Below are 17,465 nucleotides of genomic sequence, written 5' to 3' on the forward strand. Positions count from 1 at the left end.
GTTTAGGCCTTCTGGTCGATCTCGACACCGAGCGGGGATTCGTTGCGGACCACTTCGTCGCGGATCAGGCCGCGCAGCAGCGCGGTGCTGAACTCGACGGCGATCTCCTGGGCGGTCCGCCTGCCGTGCGGTCGCAACCAGCGGTAGGAGCCCAGCGTCATCCCGATGTAGCCGAGGGCCAGGACATGCGAATCGCAGTCGTAGAACTCACCGCTGGCGATGCCTCGGTCGATCACGTCGCGGACGTGCTCGTAGACCTGGGTCTCGGCGTGCCGGATGTAGGCCACCTGCTCTTCGGTGAACCACTCCGCGATGTAGGGGCCTTCCTGGAAGTACACGGCCGCGCGCTCCAGGTCGTTGGCGATGCCGACGAGCAGCCGCCGGGTGAAGTTGTAGATGGTTTCGCGGGCCGAGGCCGTGGGGTCGTCATGCAGGGCCTCGACGGTGAAGTCCGCGGTGCTCTTGTAGATGTCGTAGAGGATCAGCGACTTGCTCGAGTAGTAGTGATAGACGGTGGCCTTGTTGAGCCCGACAGCCTCGGCGACGTCGTCCATGCGGGTGCCGTGATAGCCGCGGGCGGCGAACAGTTTGGCCGCGACAGTCAGCAGCTCATCGCGGCGGGACGTCCCGTTGGCGGCCGCGCCTCCGCGCCCCCGGCCGCCCTCTGCATCGGATGACATAGCACACTCACTATCAGCATCGCCCGGACCTTGCCCAGGAAATCAATCAACTAGATGGTTGAACAGTGTAGGCAATTCCGTTCGCGGCCCTGTTCCGGCCTTGCCTACTGCGTCTAGACTCCGGGCATGGATCCGAATCCTGACTACGACCTCAGCGACGAGAGCGACTTCTTCTTTCCGTGGCTGGCCTGGGGTCTGCGCGGCGTCTACCCGCCGCCCGCTTATCCCCCGGTGTGATCAGGACTGTTCGTCAGTCTTCGCAGTCCTTGCGCGCTGGTGATGCCGGCGCGCCTTCATGCGGTTTCCGCAGGTAGCCATCGAACACCAACGTGCGGTGTTCGGCTTGCTGCGATCCATCAAGAACAGCCGGCAGTCCGCGTTCGCACACGCGCGTAGTCGCCCAGGGCTTGTGGCCCGCAACGCATCCCACGCCAAGATGGCCCGCAGGGCTCCGCGCCGCGCGCCATCGGCATCGAGTTCCCAGTTCAAACCGTGCTGCGTGGCGTGTGCCCGCAGTACCGCCTCCTCGAGAAACGGCTCGAGCACTGTCGCCGTCTCGGTTCCGCGCACCACGGCCTGAAGCACATTCCGGGCGCCGACCAGTTCGGCCAGTTCGGCTTCGGCCACCTCGTGCTTCAACAGCCATGCCCGCGCCTGCCGCGGATCCGCCAGCACGTCGCGCTGTCTTCCGTCGACCACAGGCGTGGTGTTGAGCAGATCGAGCAGCAAGACCTCGTCGTGCCGGCCCACCTCCATCAGCGCCATATCTAACCTCCAAATACCTATTGACAGGTTATGCGCCCGGGCGTTAGATGTCACTAACCGCTTAAATCAGTTTAAGGAGTTAGCCATGATCGTTCACCACCGCTTCGCCACCGTCGAAGGGCAGCGACTGTTCTACCGCGAGGCCGGCGCACCTGACGCACCGGCGATCGTGCTGCTACACGGGTTTCCGACGAGCTCATTCATGTTCCGCGACCTGATCCCCCGACTGGCCGAGCACTACCACGTCATCGCGCCCGACCACCTGGGGTACGGCCACTCCGACGCACCGGCCGCCGACGAATTCGACTACACCTTCGACGCCCTGGCCGACCTCACCGACGGCCTGCTGAACCACCTCGCGGTGTCGCGCTACGCGATCTACGTTCAGGACTACGGCGCCCCGATCGGCTGGCGGCTGGCCCTGCGGCATCCCGAGGCCATCACCGCGATCGTCACGCAGAACGGCAACGGCTATGACGAAGGTTTCGTCGAGAGCTTCTGGAACGGAGTGTGGGCCTACCAGCGCGAGCAGACCCCCGAGACCGAGGCGGGCGTGCGGACCGCGTTGAGCATCGACGGCATCAAGTGGCAGTACCTGACCGGAGTTTCCGACGAGAGCCTGGTCAACCCCGACACCTGGGTGCACGACGCGGCGATGGTCGCCCGGCCGGGCAATGATCTGGTGCAGCTCAAGCTGTTCCGCGACTACGCCACCAACGCCCCGCTGTATCCCACGCTGCACGAATACCTGCGCACCAGCGGGGTCCCCGTGCTGGCCGTGTGGGGTGCCGGAGATCCGATCTTCGGGCCCGACGGGGCACGCGCCTTTGGCAAGGACGCCGTCGACGCCGAGATCCACCTGCTCGACGGCGGACACTTCCTGTTGGAGACTCACGGCGACGAGGTCGCGAACCTGATCGACAGCTTCCTCCAGCGACGGGTCAGCTGATGAGACCCGGCGTGCTGGTGTTCGACGTCAACGAGACCCTCATCGACATCGAGTCCCTGCAACCACATTTCGAGCGGATGTTCGGCGACTCGCAGGTCCTGCGCGAATGGTTCAACCAACTCGTGATGTACTCCATGGCCATCACGGTGTCGGGGCGATACACCGATTTCTTCACACTCGGCCAGGCTGTGCTGCGGATGACGGCCGATACCCGCCGGGTGGATCTCACCGAGGACGATCTCGTCACACTCGCCGACGGCATGCGCACCATGCCGGCCCACACCGATGCCGCCGATGGACTGCAGCGTCTCCGTGACAACGGCTATCGCCTTGTGACCCTGACAAATTCACCACACAGCGACAACCTCACGCCCTTGGATCACGCGGGGCTGGCGGGCTATTTCGAGCACCAGTTCACAGTCGGCACCCAGCGCGCCTTCAAGCCGGCTCCGTCGCTGTACACCGGCGTGGCCGACCAGCTGGGTGTGGCGCCGTCCGACTGCATGATGGTGGCCGCCCACATGTGGGACACGCTGGGCGCCCAGGCCGCCGGATTCAGCGGAGCACTCATCACCCGCCCCGGCAACGCTGTGTTGCGAGCACCCGACGTGCCCGCGCCCACTGTCGTCGCATCAGATCTGTTACAGCTCAACGACATACTGGAGAAACTCTCATGACCACACAGATGCGCGCGATCGTTCTTGACGGGTTCGGTGGGCTGAATCACCTGGTCTACACGGACATCCCCAAGCCCGAACCCAGCGCCGGAGAGGTCGTCATCCAGATCAAGGCCTTCGGTATCAATCATGCCGAGATGCACATGCGGCGCGGGGAATGGGCCGAGGCGGCCGAGGTCAGCGGCATCGAGTGCGTCGGCATCGTCGACTCGTGCCCGGGCGGCGAGTTCCCGGTCGGCGCCAAGGTCGCCGCGCTCATGGGTGGGTTGGGCAGGACCATAAACGGCAGCTACGCCGAGTACACCCGGGTACGTGCCGCGAACGTCGCGCTCATCGACGCCGACTTGCCGTGGGACCAGCTGGCCGCTCTACCCGAAACCTATGCGACGGCGTGGACCTGCCTGTTCCGCAACCTCGACCTGCAACCCGGCCAAACCCTGGTGATCCGCGGCGCCACATCGTCGTTCGGCCAGGCGGCTGTCAAGCTCGCCGTCAATGCGGGCGCACACGTCATCGCCACCACGCGCAATCGCGAGCGTTTCGCGCTACTCGAGGGACTCGGCGTCGCCCGCGCCGAAAAGGAAAGAGCCGGTCTCAGCACGGACCTCGCCGAGTCCGGAAACGTCGACGCGGTGCTCGACCTCGTCGGCAACAGCACGATCCTCGACTCGCTCGACATGCTGCGGCGCGGCGGAACCGCCTGCCTGGCAGGCTGGTTGGGCGGCCTCGACCCGATCCCCGACTTCAACCCGCTGCTGCAGATGGCCAGCGGTGTCAATCTGACGTTCTTCGGCAGCTTCGTGTTCGGCTCACCCGGGTTCCCGCTGTCAGATGTGCCGTTGGGCGACATCGCCCGCCAGGTCGCCGACGGCACGTTGGAGGCCGCGCCGTCGCGGGTGTTCACTTTCGATCAGATCCGCGAAGCGCATGAGGTCATGGAGTCAGGCACCGCGGGCGGAAAGATGGTGGTGGTCGTCTGAACACTCAGCTCCGCCGAAAGTGACGCCATGGTGGTTGCCCGTGCCGGTTTACGACCACGGCGTCACTTTCGTTGCATGGCCGGGGTTCAGGCCGCCGAGCTTGGCAGCGCCCGGATCGCGTAGCGGGCACTGAGCAGGACCAGCGTGGTGGTGACGACGAACAATGGCCAGCCCATCGCCAGCCGCGCCACCGCGAGCAGTCCGTCCTGACCCGTGTCGTAGAGATAGTTCTGCACCAGGAACCGCGACCAGGACACGGTCGCCAAGACCGCGGTGACGACGTTGAAGACCAGCCGCACCCCAGGCACCTGGCGCCAGGCGCCGTCACGACCGGTGGCCCAAGCCCAGATGACGCCGACAAGAGGACGTCTGACGAGGATCGAGACGGTCATCGCGACGGCCGAGGCCAGGGACATCCAGATACCCGGGAGAAAGAAGTCCTTGGCTTGACCGGTTGCGAGGGCCAGCAACGCACAGGCCGCCACCCCGACGAACCCCCACAGCGCGGGCCGGACCGATTCGCGGCGCAGTAGCTGCCAGGCGAGCACGGCCGCGGCGGTGACCAACGCGGCGATGATTGCGGGCACCCGCCCCGACAGGGCCGAGACGGTCGCGTACACGGTCACCGGCAATGCCGAATAGACCATCCCGCTCACACCGCCGACGCGCGCCATCAATCCATCGAGTGGGGAATCCTTCATGGGATGTGGGCCTCGCGTTCAAGATCCGGCAGGACCCTACCGAGAGTACCCAGCTCAGCAGACCAGCCCGGCCGGAGGGAATGACCACCACAACGATCCCGCGGTGCTTGGATGGATCTTCGTGAGACAAGTGCAGGGACGGGTGTGGCGCTCGGGCAAGCCGGCTGACGGCTTCACGTTCGCGAGCATTTCGGACTGTCTGACCGACGAGAACACCTTGGTGTGGGCCGACATCTACGATCCCGACCACGAGGCGCTTCGCGAGTTGGCCGGAGAACTCGGGCTCAACATGTGGGCCGTCGAAGATGCCGTCGCACCCAAGGAACGCACCAAAACCTCGGTGTACCAAACACATACGTTCTTTACCGTGTACGCGGTCGACACCTGTGTGCCCGGCGAGGACGCACCGCCCGACACCTCGCTGCTGGTGAAACACCGCATCTCGGCCTTCGTCCTGCCGCGGGGCCTGATCACCGTGCGGTTGCCCAGCGTCAACGGTGCGGCCACCGAGTTCGACATCGACGAGGTATCCCGACGCTTCGATGACCTGGGTGGCCAGCGGTACGGCGTCGGCGCGCTGGTGCACGGTCTGCTCGACGTCGTGGTGGACGGGCACTTCGAGGCCGTCGAGGCACTCGACGACGCCATCGAATCCCTCGAGGACGAGTTGTTCGCCGACAGCGCCCCGCGGCGCGGACTGCAGCGGCGCACCTTTCAGCTGCGCAAGGACCTGGTCGAGCTGCGCCGGGTGGTACTGCCGATGCGTGAGGTCGTCAGTACCATCCAGCACCGCAGGCTCGACTCGTCCACCTCGTCTGCCCTCGACCCGCTGTACGCCGACCTGTACGACCATGTGCTGCGTGCCTCGGAGTGGACCGAATCCCTGCGCGACATGATCACCACGGTGTTCGAGACCAACCTGTCCCTGCAGGACGCGCGGCTCAACACGGTGATGAAGAAACTCAGCGGCTGGGCCGCGATCATCGCGGTGCCGACCGCGATCACGGGCTTCTACGGCCAGAACGTCATGTACCCCGGGATCAACACCGTCGTGGGCTTCATCGCCAGCAGCATTTTGATTGTTGTGCTCGTGATCCTGTTGTATGTGATGTTCAAACGCCGGGACTGGCTGTAACCCGAGCTGGGCCGTTGATCACATCCCCCAAAAGGGGCATGGGCGTTATCTGAACACAAATGCGACACTCTTCCAGGCTGAACTAAGAGGCCTACCAGAAAGAAACGGAGCGGAGTCGATGCTCATCGGGATCCCGCGTGAGTCCCTACCTGGGGAAACACGCGTCGCCGCCACACCGCAAACAGTCGGGCAGATCATCAAGCTCGGGTACGCGGTAGTCGTAGAAAGCGGCGCCGGTGCTGCCTCGAGCTTCTCCGACTCCGCCTACGTAGAGGCCGGTGCCGAGATCGGCACGCCGTGGGACGCCGACGTCGTACTCAAGGTCAATGCGCCCGATGATGCCGAGATCGGCAAGCTGCGCGACGGAGCGACGCTAGTGAGCTTGATCTCACCCGCGCTCAAGCCCGAACTCGTCGAGAAGCTGTCCACCCGGCCCATCACGGTGCTCGCTATGGACGCGGTGCCGCGCATCTCGCGCGCCCAGTCCCTCGACGTGCTGTCCTCGATGGCCAACATCGCCGGCTACCGCGCCGTGGTCGAGGCCGCCCACAGCTTCGGCCGGTTCTTCACCGGTCAGGTCACCGCAGCGGGCAAGGTGCCCCCGGCCAAGGTGCTCGTGGTCGGTGCCGGTGTGGCCGGCCTGGCCGCCATCGGCGCTGCCGGCAGCCTGGGTGCGATCGTGCGGGCCACCGACCCCCGCCCCGAGGTGGCCGATCAGGTCGCCTCCCTCGGTGGCGAGTACCTGTCCGTCGCCGACCAGACGGCTGAGGCGGCTGAAGCTTCCAAGACCGGCTATGCCAAAGAGATGGACGACGACTACAAGGCCCGCGAGGCGCAGCTGTACGCCGAGCAGTGCAAGGACGTCGACATCATCGTCACGACCGCGCTGATCCCGGGTCGGCCCGCGCCGCGCATCATCACCGCCGAGATGGTCGCCTCCATGAAGTCCGGCAGCGTCATCGTCGACATGGCCGCGGCCAACGGCGGCAACGTCGAGGGCACCGTCAAGGACCAGGCGATCGTCACCGACAACGGCGTCACGATCATCGGCTACACCGACCTCGCCGGCCGCCTGCCCGCGCAGGCCTCCCAGCTGTACGGCACCAACCTGGTGAACCTGCTCAAGCTGCTCACCCCGGAGAAGGACGGCAAGGTCGTTCTCGATTGGGACGACGTCGTGCAGCGCTCGATGACCGTCGTGCGCGACGGCGAGACCACCTGGCCCCCGCCGCCGGTTCAGGTGTCGGCCGCCCCGGCCGCCCAGCCCGCTGCGGCGGCCGCGCCGGCAGCCAAGGAAGAGAAACAGCCGATGTCAACCGGACGCCGGCTGGGCATCACGTTCGCCGCGGCGGCCGCGATCTTCGCCCTGATCGCGATCTCGCCGGCAGCGCTGCAGGTCCACCTGACGGTGTTCGCGCTGGCGATCGTGATCGGCTACTACGTGATCGGCAATGTGCACCACGCGCTGCACACCCCGCTGATGTCGGTGACCAACGCGATTTCCGGAATCATCGTGGTGGGCGCCCTGCTGCAGATCGGCCACGGCAACGCGCTGGTGACCGCGATCGCTACCTGCGCCATCCTGCTGGCCAGCATCAACGTATTCGGCGGCTTCGCGGTGACGCGTCGCATGCTCGCGATGTTCTCCCGCAGCTAGAACCTGCGTGCCCACAAAGACTTTGGAATGGATTCCATGTTCACCCTAGAAAACGTTGCCACGGCCGCCTACGTTGTCGCGGCCCTGCTGTTCATCCTGGCTCTGGCCGGACTGTCCAAACACGAAACCTCGCGGGCCGGAAATACTTTCGGCATCACCGGCATGGCGGTCGCCCTCATCGCCACCATCGCCCTGGCCGTCGAGCGAAAGATCGAGCCGATGGGCCTGGCCCTGCTGATCGGTGCGATGATCGTCGGCGCCGCGATCGGCCTGTGGCGCGCCAAGGTCGTCGAGATGACCGGCATGCCCGAGCTGATCGCACTGCTGCACTCCTTCGTGGGTCTGGCGGCCGTGCTGGTCGGCTGGAACGGTTACCTGCACGTCGAGAACAACCTCGGCGGAGAGGAAGCCGTCAAGCTCGTCGGCGAGAAGATGCTCGGCATCCACTCGGCCGAGGTGTTCATCGGTGTGTTCATCGGTGCCGTCACCTTCACCGGCTCGGTCGTGGCCAACCTGAAGCTCTCGGCCCGCATGAAGTCCGCGCCGCTCATGCTGCCCGGCAAGAACTTCCTCAACGTCGGCGCGCTGGTCGTCTTCGCCGCACTGACCGTGTGGTTCGTCATCGAGCCGCACCTGTGGCTGCTCATCGTCGTCACCGTGCTCGCGCTGCTGCTCGGCTGGCACCTGGTGGCCTCGATCGGCGGCGGCGACATGCCCGTCGTGGTGTCGATGCTCAACAGCTACTCGGGTTGGGCCGCGGCCGCATCCGGCTTCCTGCTCGGCAACGACCTGCTGATCATCACCGGCGCCCTCGTCGGCTCCTCCGGTGCCTACCTGTCCTACATCATGTGCAAGGCCATGAACCGGTCGTTCATCTCCGTGATCGCCGGCGGCTTCGGTATCGAAGCCGGACCGACCGAGGACAAGGACTACGGCGAGCACCGCGAGATCAACGCCGAGGGCGCGGCCGAGCTGCTCGCCCACGCCGACTCGGTGATCATCACCCCCGGTTACGGCATGGCCGTGGCCCAGGCCCAGTACGGCGTGGCCGATCTGACCCGCAAACTGCGTGAGCGCGGCGTCAACGTCCGCTTCGGCATCCACCCCGTCGCCGGCCGCCTGCCCGGCCACATGAACGTGCTGCTGGCCGAGGCCAAGGTGCCCTACGACATCGTGCTCGAGATGGACGAGATCAACGACGACTTCGACGGCACCTCCGTCGTCCTCGTGATCGGCGCCAACGACACCGTCAACCCCGCCGCCGCCGAAGATCCGGGCAGCCCGATCGCCGGCATGCCGGTGCTGACAGTGTGGAACGCCGACCACGTCATCGTGTTCAAGCGTTCGATGGCCTCGGGCTACGCCGGTGTGCAGAACCCGCTGTTCTTCCGCGAGAACACCCAGATGCTCTTCGGTGACGCCCGCGACCGCGTCAACGACATCCTCGCCGCGCTGCCCGTGGCGGAGCACGTGTAACCCGTTCTGCCACGCAGACGTGAAGCCCCCTTTTCTTCGGAATAGGGGGCTCTCGCGTCTGATCACAAGGAGGTTCTCATGAAGATAGTTGTCCCACAGTGGATGCAGCCGCTGTACGACGCTCATCACTTCGCACCCGCGGTAATCGACGGCGATCACTTGCGCTGTTCGGGGATGATCGGGATGCGTCCCGACCTGAGCGTGGTCGAAGAGCCACGGGAACAGTTCACGCAGGCCTTCGAGAACCTGCGCGGGTTGCTTTCCGAGACCGGACTGGCCTTCGCCGATGTCGTCGACATCACCAGCTATCACGTTGGCCTGCAGCAGCATGTGCAGACTTTCAGTGACGTCAAGGACGAGTTCGTGGCTGCGCCCTATCCGGCCTGGACCGCCGTCGGGGTCACCGAGCTGGCCATGCCGGGCGCACTGGTGGAGATCCAGATCATCGCCCGGATGCGTTGAACGCCAACCGCTCCGACGCACTCACCCTCAGGTGAGCGGGTCGGAGCGGTCGGCTTACCGAGTTGTTCCCGGATTACATGTTGGCCCGGTCCTCGTCGATCCGGTCCTGATCGTTGACACTCAGCACGTCGCCGTCGACGTCCGACGTGATGTACCCGGTCATCGTCCGCTGCAGCTTGTTGATGGTGGCGTCAGCCTGGAGATAGCCGGTGTGCTCACCCGTCACGGCGATGTCGGCCACGTAGCGGATGTTCGACTGGCTGGCAGTCGTATCTGTTGATTCCGTGCCGTTGAGGATCATCCCCTGCTCGTTGACATAGTCGGTGTAGGTGACGGTGCGGACGATGTGACCGGTCGTCGGGTCGGTTGTCTCACTGACCACTGCGGTGCCACCGCCGGCGCCGGCATAGGTACCGGTGGGAGGCAGCGGGGCCGCGCTCGGGACGTAGGTCTTGAGTTCGGGTGCCCACGTCGGATCGGGGGTGGTTCGATCCTCGTCCGCCAAGCCGACACTGGTGGTGTAGTTCAGTTTGGCGATCACCAGTCGGGTGTCTGTTTCATCGTTCTCGCTGGCTTCCCAGAATGCCACCGCATCGCCGGTGTCATTCCAGCTCGCCATGCTTCGGGCGGTGTATCCGTCGCCGTCGACGAACACCGGAATCCCGTACTCGCCCTTGAGGTCGTCCTCGATGGCGATGACCCATTCCTGGTTCGTGATATTTGTCGAGTCCCCGGTGCCTCGGTACGCCTCGTACACCGCGCCTTGGATGTCCGCCGGCAGGAACGCCGGCCGCACGATCCGAGACATCGGCGTCAACGCGTCATACCCACGAGTGCTGCCGACCGCGATCCACTGCTCGTTGGGCGACATGTCGATGTCCTCGTCGTAGTCGAGGTTGCCGGTCAGGCGGGTCACCTCGCCCGTCTCGAGGTCCACCACGATGTCGTCGACATTGCCGGCCTCGTATCGTCCACCGAGAATGATCACGCCTTTGCCGTCAGGGGTCCATTGCTTGCCCTCACCGACCGGATAAACCACACGGGCATCGGCGATTTCATAGCCGGCCTCCGTGCGCTCCAGTTTTCCGACGATGGGCACGGCTGTGATGAGCCCTTGCGGGGTCATCTGGATCTGACTGAACAGCACATGCGTCCCGTCGGGCGAGATGCGCATCTCGCGCTGCGGGTCGAGTACCCGCGCCCCGGCCGGCGGTGTGATGACCGGAACGAGCTCTTTGCCGTCAGCGGTTTCTTCGTAGACGACGTAGGAGTTCGGGCTGGTCCTGACTTGGATCATCAGCCGTCCCGAACCGTCTTGAAACGGAACGACTCTCCCCAGGCCCCCGGTAATTTCCGTGGACACGCCGCAAGTGATGCACTGTACGTCCGTGCCGTCGACACCGACCTGGTAGATCTCCTCGCGACCACCCTCGGCCGGGGTGGCCGCGAAGTAGAGGGACTGTCCGTCTTCGGCGAAGCGCGGAGTGTTCGGGTTGGTGATGCCGTCCGGCAGGTCCAGGATCACCCGCTCGACGGTGGGGTTGAGCACCGTGACATCGACGTCCTTCTGCGCGGTCCGCGGCTTGAACAGCGCCAGGAGGTTGATCTTGTCGCCGTCGGTAACCGAAACCGTGAACGTATCGGTTTGTGCCGCTTCGTAATTGATATCGTCGGGCGTGTAGGTGAATTCGCCTGTCTCTTGGTCGATGGTGACCGTCCCGTACTTCGGCTGCTCGGTGATGGTATAGGTCAATTCGTCACCCTCGGCGTCGGTCACACCGATGTTGCCGGTCACGGTCTGACCGGCCTGCACTGTGGTGGTGGGGCTGCTGACCACCGGCGCCTGGTTGAAGGCGTTACGCCGAACCCAGGCCAATGCGGCCCACATGAACGGCGTGAACGGCTCCGGTGAATCCGGCGGCGGCGCCAGGAACGGGTTGAGCACCTTGGTGACGATCCCGTTCAACACGCCGAGGACACCCTCAGCAGGATTCTGCGCCTGTACCACGGGAGTGGCCACCGCACTGGCCGTCGTGCGCACATCGCTGGTAGCAGAAGTGACGAACGCCTTGGCCTGGCCGGCGGTGGACACCACATCCAATTCGGCGATCTTCGCGGAGAGCTGCTCGGTCACCTTGTCGGCGATCGTCCCGGTGACCTGCTCCACCCGGTCGCTGACCTCCTCGGCTTTCGCCAACGACCGCTTGAGGGTGTCACCGAGCTTGACCGGCCCGACCGGGGCCTCGGTTTTCGCTTCCGAATCCGCCACAACCTGCGATGCGCGGGGCGACGCAGCGTCGGGCAGCGAGATCTCCGGGAGTGAGAGTGTCGGCAGTGACAGCTGCGGCCTCGCCCGACCGTCATCGCGCGTGAGCACGGTCTCGCGCACCTTGTCCGGAATCGACGACAACGCATCCAGGTGCGCATCGATCGCCCCGGTCAGCCCCTCCGGCTTACCCGGCTCCTGCTGCGCCCCACCACTACTGCTGATCGTCACACCCGGCGCCAACTCCCGGGTAGACGACGTCCTACCCGACCGCTTCGCCCGAACCGGCTTCTTGACCGCCTTCTTGACCGCATCCCTTCCGGAGCCGACCGACGATCCCCCCGTGCTCGACGCAGAGCCCTCGTTCGACGCGCCGCCAACCGACGGCCCGGTCGAGGACTCACCGGACGACGCACCAGCCGAACTCGACGTCGACGACTCCGACGAGGACGACCCGGTGGTATCCGCCGCGGCCACCCCGTAGCCCGACGCCAACGCGGCCACCAGCCACCCGGTCACCACGATGCCGCTGTAGGCACCGACCCGGCCGGTAGCGTGAAGGGCGCGTCGAGAGCCGGTCGGGGTCACCGGTGCGACCGGCGGCGGGGAGGAAGAGAACTGCGGATTGATGAGCGGATTGACAACAGTCATGGCGCGGCTCCGATGCCCTAGGCCTATTTAATTTCTGTGACGAACTTAATAGCAGCATATCGTTGAGCCCGTCAAGGAGGTTCTGCTGAAACGGTCAGAATCGGCGCGGCAGGAAAAGCAGGTGTTGCACCTGCTGCATCGCCAGCGCGTCGTGCACCTGCTTCGGACCGAGGGCCCACTGGCCCGGGCGGACTTGGCCGACCGGCTCGGGCTGAGCCGGCCTTCGATCACCGCCATAGTCGGCGAGTTGATCCAAGACGGAACCCTGATCGAACTCGATGCCCGCGTCGAAGGTCCGGGTTACCGCGGTCGCCCGCGCAAACTACTGGGCTGCAACCCGCAGGCACGACGGGTACTCGGGATCTGGATCGACGAACGTCGCGCACGCATCGCACTGGCCGACGCCACCGGCAACATCTCACGAGAAGACGAGACCCCTACGGCCGGTCGCGCCCCGGCTTCGGTGATCCGCTCGATCACCCGGATCGGCAAGCAGATGATCGAAGGCGCCGAGGACGGTTCGGTAGCCGCTGTCGGCATCTGTATCCCTGGATTTGTGGACAGCACAAGGGGTTTCGTCGTCGAATCAAAGGCGCTCAACTGGTCCGAGGTGGAACTCGGCAAGCCGATCTCCGAAGCGCTGGGGATCCCGACCGCCGTCCAGGACACCACCCAAGCCATGACTCTTGCCGAGACGATCGCCGGCAAGGCCAGGGAGGTGCGTTCGGCAGTGGTGCTCAACTGCGGTGGGCACGTCAACGTCGGCCTGATCATCGGCGGACGTCCGTACTCAGGGGCGACGGGCGTTGCCGGCGCGATCGGGCACATGCCGGTGCCCGGCAGCCACGCGAAATGCGCGTGCGGACGCATCGGCTGCGTCAACGCCGGCATGTCACTGCACGCCATGCAATCGGCCGCGCCACAGACCGAGGGATTGGCACTCAAGGAGATCGACCTCGACGCAGTAGCGCAAGAGACGGCCCGAAACCCACACTCCCAGAAGATCATCAGCGAAGTCATCGACCAGATGGCCCGCACGGCGATCCTCATCGAAGCGGTGCTCGATCCGGAGATCCTCATCCTGTCCGGGCTCATCACCGAGTTCGAACAACTCATCGCCGCCCTGGAAGCGCGCATCGAAGAGATCCGCCCACCAGAGCGACGCGGACGCACGACCACCGTGCGCTCACAGATCGGTCGTGACTACCGGGTTGCGGTCATCGTCGCCCTGCAGCAACTCGACCCCGACATCGCCGGGCTGCTGCACACCCCCAGCCCATGACACTCCGCGACCGGGAAAACTAGGATGTGCAAGTATGCCTGTGGATCGCCTGCTCCCCTCCGATGAGGCGCGCGAGCTCATCGAGCTCACCCGTGACATCGCCGACAAGGTGCTCGACCCCATCGTCGATGAACACGAGAAGGCCGAGACCTACCCTGACGGCGTCTTCGCCCAGCTCGGCGCGGCCGGGCTGCTGAGCCTGCCCCAGCCCGAAGAGTGGGGTGGCGGCGGCCAGCCGTATGAGGTCTACCTGCAGGTCCTGGAGGAGATCGCGGCACGGTGGGCCGCGGTCGGGGTCGCAGTCAGCGTGCACAGTCTCTCGTCGCACCCGCTGCTGGCCTACGGCACCGAGGAGCAGAAACAACGCTGGCTACCCGCCATGCTCTCCGGTGAGCAGATCGGCGCCTACAGCCTGTCCGAACCTCAGGCCGGCTCCGACGCCGCGGCACTGAACTGCAAGGCGACCCGCGACGGCGACGACTACGTCCTCAACGGTTCCAAAGCCTGGATCACCCATGGCGGGAAGGCCGACTTCTACATCCTGTTCGCCCGCACCGGAGAAGGCTCCAAGGGCATCTCCTGCTTTCTGGTCCCCGCCGGTCTCGACGGGCTGAGCTTCGGCAAACCCGAGGAGAAGATGGGACTGCACGCGGTGCCCACCACCTCGGCGTTCTATGACAATGCGCGCCTGGACGCCGACCGGCTGATCGGGCAAGAGGGGCAAGGCCTTTCGATCGCGTTCTCCGCGTTGGACTCCGGCCGCCTCGGTATCGCCGCCGTCGCCGTCGGCATCGCCCAAGCCGCCCTGGACGAGGCTGTCCGCTACGCCAACGAGCGAACCACGTTCGGCCGCAAGATCGTCGACCATCAGGGGCTTGGCTTCCTGCTGGCCGACATGGCCGCCGCCGTGGTCAGCGCGCGCGCCACCTATCTGGACGCCGCCCGCCGTCGCGACCTCGGACTGCCCTACTCCACCCAGGCCAGCGTCGCCAAGCTGATCGCCACCGACGCTGCCATGAAGGTCACCACCGATGCGGTACAGGTGTTCGGCGGTGTCGGTTACACCCGCGACTTCCGGGTGGAGCGTTTCATGCGCGAAGCCAAGATCACCCAGATCTTCGAGGGCACCAATCAGATTCAGCGCCTGGTCATCTCACGGGGGCTGGGGTCTTGATGAAGTCGGTCACCGCGGCCAGGAACTGATCGGGCTGCTCGACCATCGGGGTGTGCCCCGAGCCTTTGATCACCACGGGCGGTAACCCCGCCGCGGTGTAGCGCTCGACATTCGGCGCCGTCGGGGTCAGCACGTCCTCGTCCCCCCAGACCACCAACACCGGCTTGTGCAGTACGGCAAGCGTTTCCACGGTCGGATGCGGCCCTTCGGTCGAGTCGCACAGGCCGGTGTAGGTGAGCCGCTCCAACGAGCGGTGCGCGTAGTCGGGGACCGGGTAGTCCGCGGCGAACCCGGTCTGCAGCGACCCCTCGCTGATCGCGTCGATACCGCGGAAGAGATCCAACGCCGGCCCGATCACCGGCCAGCACACCATCTGCCCGAGCAACGGCATGGCGACCAGATCGTCGGCCCCCGGAGTGTCGGACACCACCACGCGCTCCACCAGGTCCGGGTACTGCCGGGCCAGCTCGGCCGAGACCGCGCCGCCCATCGAATGCCCGATCAGGACCGCGTGACGCACACCGAGTGCCACGAGCGCGTTGCGCACGGCCGCGGCCTGCGCGTCCGAGCGATAGGAGGCGCCGTCAGCCGGGGCCTCTGAGCCACCGTGGCCGACCAGATCGATTGCGATGACGCGGTGATCGCGGGCCAGCTGTCCGGCCACCCGATCCCACCATTCGACCGAGGCCGAGTACCCGTGCAGCAACACCACAGCGCGGTCGGCCGGTGGCCCGTACTCACGCACGTTCAGGTCCGGGCCGTCCAGTTCCAGCACGTGCCCACCCGCGAACGGCTCGGCCTGGCGGTGGTCCTTGTTGGCCGCCAGTTCGTTCACCAGCAACGCCACCACGGCCACCACCAGCACGCCAACGGCGATGCGCAATTTCATCCTGCGCACGCTAGTGCCGAGACGCCGCTGTTGACCAGCCATTTTCCCCGGTGGGCGGAGTCTCAGCTAACAGCCCCATAATGGCAGGTGCGATGAACACACCTGCCCACACCGCTGACGCCCCGCGGCACCGTCTGCCGCGCCGGGGCGTGCGGGCCGCCCGCCGTGCCGCAGTCGGCCTCGTTGCGGCATCGGTGCTGGCAGGCACCGGTGCGGGATGGGTGACCTACCGCGGCGCCCTGGACGGCATCACGACGTCCAACGCACTCGACGGTGGCCCGGTCTCGTCTGGCGACACCGAGAACATCTTGATCATGGGGCTGGACAGCCGGCTCGATCAGCATGGCAACCCGCTGCCCGAGGACGTCTACCAAGCACTGCATGCCGGTGACGAGACCGTCGGCGGCTACAACGCCAACGTGCTGATCGTGGTGCACCTGCCCGGCGACGGTAGCCCGGCCACCGCGTTCTCCATCCCTCGTGACGACTACGTGGACCTCGCCGGGTGTGACGTCTCGCCGTGCAAGGGCAAGGTGAAGCAGGCCTACGGTTGGGCCTATCAGCGCGAGATGGAATCGCTGGAAGCCGACTCCGAGGATCCATCGGCGAATGAGCAGCAGGCCCGTGAGGCGGGCCGCAAGGCACAGATCGCCACCGTCCGAAACCTGCTGGGCATCCCGATCGACCATTTCGTCGAGGTCACCCTGGGCGCATTCTTCGAAATCGCCAAGACGGTGGCACCGATCACCGTGTGTCTGAACGCGGACACCGCAGATCCGTATTCGGGGGCCGACTTTCGCCAGGGCGTCCAAGAGATCGACGCCGCCCAAGCGATGGCCTTCGTGCGTCAGCGTCGGGACATCAACGACGAGAACTTCACCGACCTGGACCGCACCCGCCGTCAGCAGGCGTTCATCGCCGCCCTGGTATCGGCACTGGGCCACAGCGGAAAGCTGAACAGCCCGACGGGACTGCGCAGTCTCCTGAACGTGGTCAAACAGAATGTCGCGCTGGACGCCGGATTCGACCTGGCCAGTTTCGCCCGGCGGGCCTCCGCGCTGACGGACAAACCGCCCACGCTCTACACCCTGCCGATCAAGGAGTTCAGCCAGAACTCCTGGGGCGAGGACATCAACATCGTGGATGTGCCGACGATCCGCAAGATCGTGAACGACCTCGTCTCTCAGGACGACACCACCTCCTCGTCGAGTCCGACCAGCAAGGCCCGCAGACTCAACGGTCACGGTGCCGTGCTCGACGTGGTCAACGCCTCCACGTACAGCGGTCTGGCCGCGCAGCTCGAAATCACCTTCGGCGCACACGGATTCACCGAGGGGCAGATCGGCGACGGCGAATCGCTGGCGGCCACCACCACGATCGACTACGGGACCGGCGCCGAGGCCGCTGCGCAATCACTGGCCGACGAACTCGGCGTGATCGCGAATGCGTCGTCCGAGGTGGTGGAGGGCACGGTGCAGCTGACCGTGGGAACCGATTTCCCCGGCGACGAGTACCTGTCCAGCGATGCGACGTCGTCGGAGTCCGGGGCCGAGTCTGCGTCCGGGTCGGACTCCACATGGGATTCCAGCAGCGAGACGACCGAACAGACCACACCCAGCACCCCGGTGACCACGGTGGCCGCCACCGCGACCGGAACCTACACCCCGGCGCCCACCGATCTCAGCCAGATGAAGGTCTCCGGCATCCCCTGTGTGAAATAG

General features: G+C 65.7%; 16 protein-coding genes. 11 read left to right on the forward strand and 5 right to left on the reverse strand.

Annotation, left to right across the window (positions count from 1 at the left end; genetic code table 11):
- Window positions 1–2 precede the first annotated feature (2 nt).
- Window positions 3–680, reverse strand: coding sequence for a TetR/AcrR family transcriptional regulator (locus BKG60_RS02120; RefSeq protein WP_070946463.1), 678 nt, complete (start codon window positions 678–680; stop codon window positions 3–5).
- A 126-nt stretch (window positions 681–806) separates the two neighbouring features.
- Between BKG60_RS02120 and BKG60_RS31315 the strand changes: the two genes are divergently transcribed.
- On the forward strand, window positions 807–917 hold the full coding sequence (locus tag BKG60_RS31315) for a hypothetical protein (protein WP_003883225.1): 111 nt from the start codon (window positions 807–809) through the stop codon (window positions 915–917).
- On the opposite strand, the gene BKG60_RS02125 is transcribed toward BKG60_RS31315, so the two are convergent.
- Complete coding sequence (locus BKG60_RS02125; protein ID WP_239251706.1) at window positions 918–1,445, reverse strand: CGNR zinc finger domain-containing protein; 528 nt, start codon at window positions 1,443–1,445, stop codon at window positions 918–920.
- An 85-nt stretch (window positions 1,446–1,530) separates the two neighbouring features.
- Between BKG60_RS02125 and BKG60_RS02130 the strand changes: the two genes are divergently transcribed.
- The 3 genes from BKG60_RS02130 to BKG60_RS02140 are packed head-to-tail and all read left to right on the forward strand — an operon-like array spanning window position 1,531 to window position 4,051.
- Window positions 1,531–2,394, forward strand: a complete 864-nt coding sequence (locus tag BKG60_RS02130; protein WP_075909095.1) for an alpha/beta fold hydrolase — start codon at window positions 1,531–1,533, stop codon at window positions 2,392–2,394.
- Entirely contained in the window at window positions 2,394–3,071 is a 678-nt protein-coding gene (locus BKG60_RS02135; protein WP_075909096.1) for a haloacid dehalogenase type II, read from the forward strand. Before BKG60_RS02130 ends, BKG60_RS02135 begins: the two co-directional genes overlap by 1 nt.
- Window positions 3,068–4,051 carry a zinc-binding alcohol dehydrogenase family protein gene (locus BKG60_RS02140; RefSeq protein ID WP_239251708.1) on the forward strand — a complete coding sequence of 328 codons (984 nt, stop codon included), beginning with the start codon at window positions 3,068–3,070 and terminating at the stop codon, window positions 4,049–4,051. The genes BKG60_RS02135 and BKG60_RS02140 overlap by 4 nt, the downstream gene beginning before the upstream one ends.
- A gap of 86 nt (window positions 4,052–4,137) precedes the next feature.
- On the opposite strand, the gene BKG60_RS02145 is transcribed toward BKG60_RS02140, so the two are convergent.
- A complete protein-coding gene (locus tag BKG60_RS02145) occupies window positions 4,138–4,752 on the reverse strand; it encodes a DUF3159 domain-containing protein (protein WP_075909097.1) in 615 nt (204 codons plus the stop codon).
- 121 nt (window positions 4,753–4,873) lie between these two features.
- On the opposite strand from BKG60_RS02145, the gene BKG60_RS02150 reads away from it, so the two are divergent.
- The 4 genes from BKG60_RS02150 to BKG60_RS02165 all read left to right on the forward strand — a co-directional run bounded on the left by BKG60_RS02150 (window position 4,874) and on the right by BKG60_RS02165 (window position 9,482).
- Window positions 4,874–5,887, forward strand: coding sequence for a magnesium transporter CorA family protein (locus BKG60_RS02150; protein WP_075909137.1), 1,014 nt, complete (start codon window positions 4,874–4,876; stop codon window positions 5,885–5,887).
- A 118-nt stretch (window positions 5,888–6,005) separates the two neighbouring features.
- A complete protein-coding gene (locus BKG60_RS02155) occupies window positions 6,006–7,544 on the forward strand; it encodes a Re/Si-specific NAD(P)(+) transhydrogenase subunit alpha (protein ID WP_075909098.1) in 1,539 nt (512 codons plus the stop codon).
- A gap of 36 nt (window positions 7,545–7,580) precedes the next feature.
- On the forward strand, window positions 7,581–9,020 hold the full coding sequence (pntB, locus tag BKG60_RS02160; protein WP_075909138.1) for a Re/Si-specific NAD(P)(+) transhydrogenase subunit beta: 1,440 nt from the start codon (window positions 7,581–7,583) through the stop codon (window positions 9,018–9,020).
- 78 nt (window positions 9,021–9,098) lie between these two features.
- Entirely contained in the window at window positions 9,099–9,482 is a 384-nt protein-coding gene (locus BKG60_RS02165) for a RidA family protein (protein ID WP_075909099.1), read from the forward strand.
- A gap of 73 nt (window positions 9,483–9,555) precedes the next feature.
- Here BKG60_RS02165 and BKG60_RS02170 read toward each other — a convergent pair whose 3' ends face one another.
- Window positions 9,556–12,399, reverse strand: a complete 2,844-nt coding sequence (locus BKG60_RS02170) for an Ig-like domain-containing protein (protein WP_075909100.1) — start codon at window positions 12,397–12,399, stop codon at window positions 9,556–9,558.
- A gap of 121 nt (window positions 12,400–12,520) precedes the next feature.
- Between BKG60_RS02170 and BKG60_RS02175 the strand changes: the two genes are divergently transcribed.
- Together BKG60_RS02175 and BKG60_RS02180 are read left to right on the forward strand one after the other, a co-directional pair.
- Window positions 12,521–13,681 (forward strand): ROK family transcriptional regulator, encoded by a 1,161-nt coding sequence (locus BKG60_RS02175; RefSeq protein WP_075909101.1) that lies wholly within the window; start codon window positions 12,521–12,523, stop codon window positions 13,679–13,681.
- 34 nt (window positions 13,682–13,715) lie between these two features.
- Window positions 13,716–14,855, forward strand: a complete 1,140-nt coding sequence (locus BKG60_RS02180; RefSeq protein WP_075909102.1) for an acyl-CoA dehydrogenase family protein — start codon at window positions 13,716–13,718, stop codon at window positions 14,853–14,855.
- On the opposite strand, the gene BKG60_RS02185 is transcribed toward BKG60_RS02180, so the two are convergent.
- Complete coding sequence (locus BKG60_RS02185) at window positions 14,830–15,744, reverse strand: alpha/beta fold hydrolase (RefSeq protein WP_075909103.1); 915 nt, start codon at window positions 15,742–15,744, stop codon at window positions 14,830–14,832. The genes BKG60_RS02180 and BKG60_RS02185 overlap by 26 nt on opposite strands.
- A 92-nt stretch (window positions 15,745–15,836) precedes the next feature.
- Here BKG60_RS02185 and BKG60_RS02190 point away from each other — a divergent pair, with 92 nt between their 5' ends.
- A complete protein-coding gene (locus BKG60_RS02190; protein ID WP_075909139.1) occupies window positions 15,837–17,465 on the forward strand; it encodes an LCP family protein in 1,629 nt (542 codons plus the stop codon).

Source organism: Mycobacterium syngnathidarum (assembly GCF_001942625.1).
Taxonomy (GTDB): Bacteria; Actinomycetota; Actinomycetes; order Mycobacteriales; family Mycobacteriaceae; genus Mycobacterium; species Mycobacterium syngnathidarum.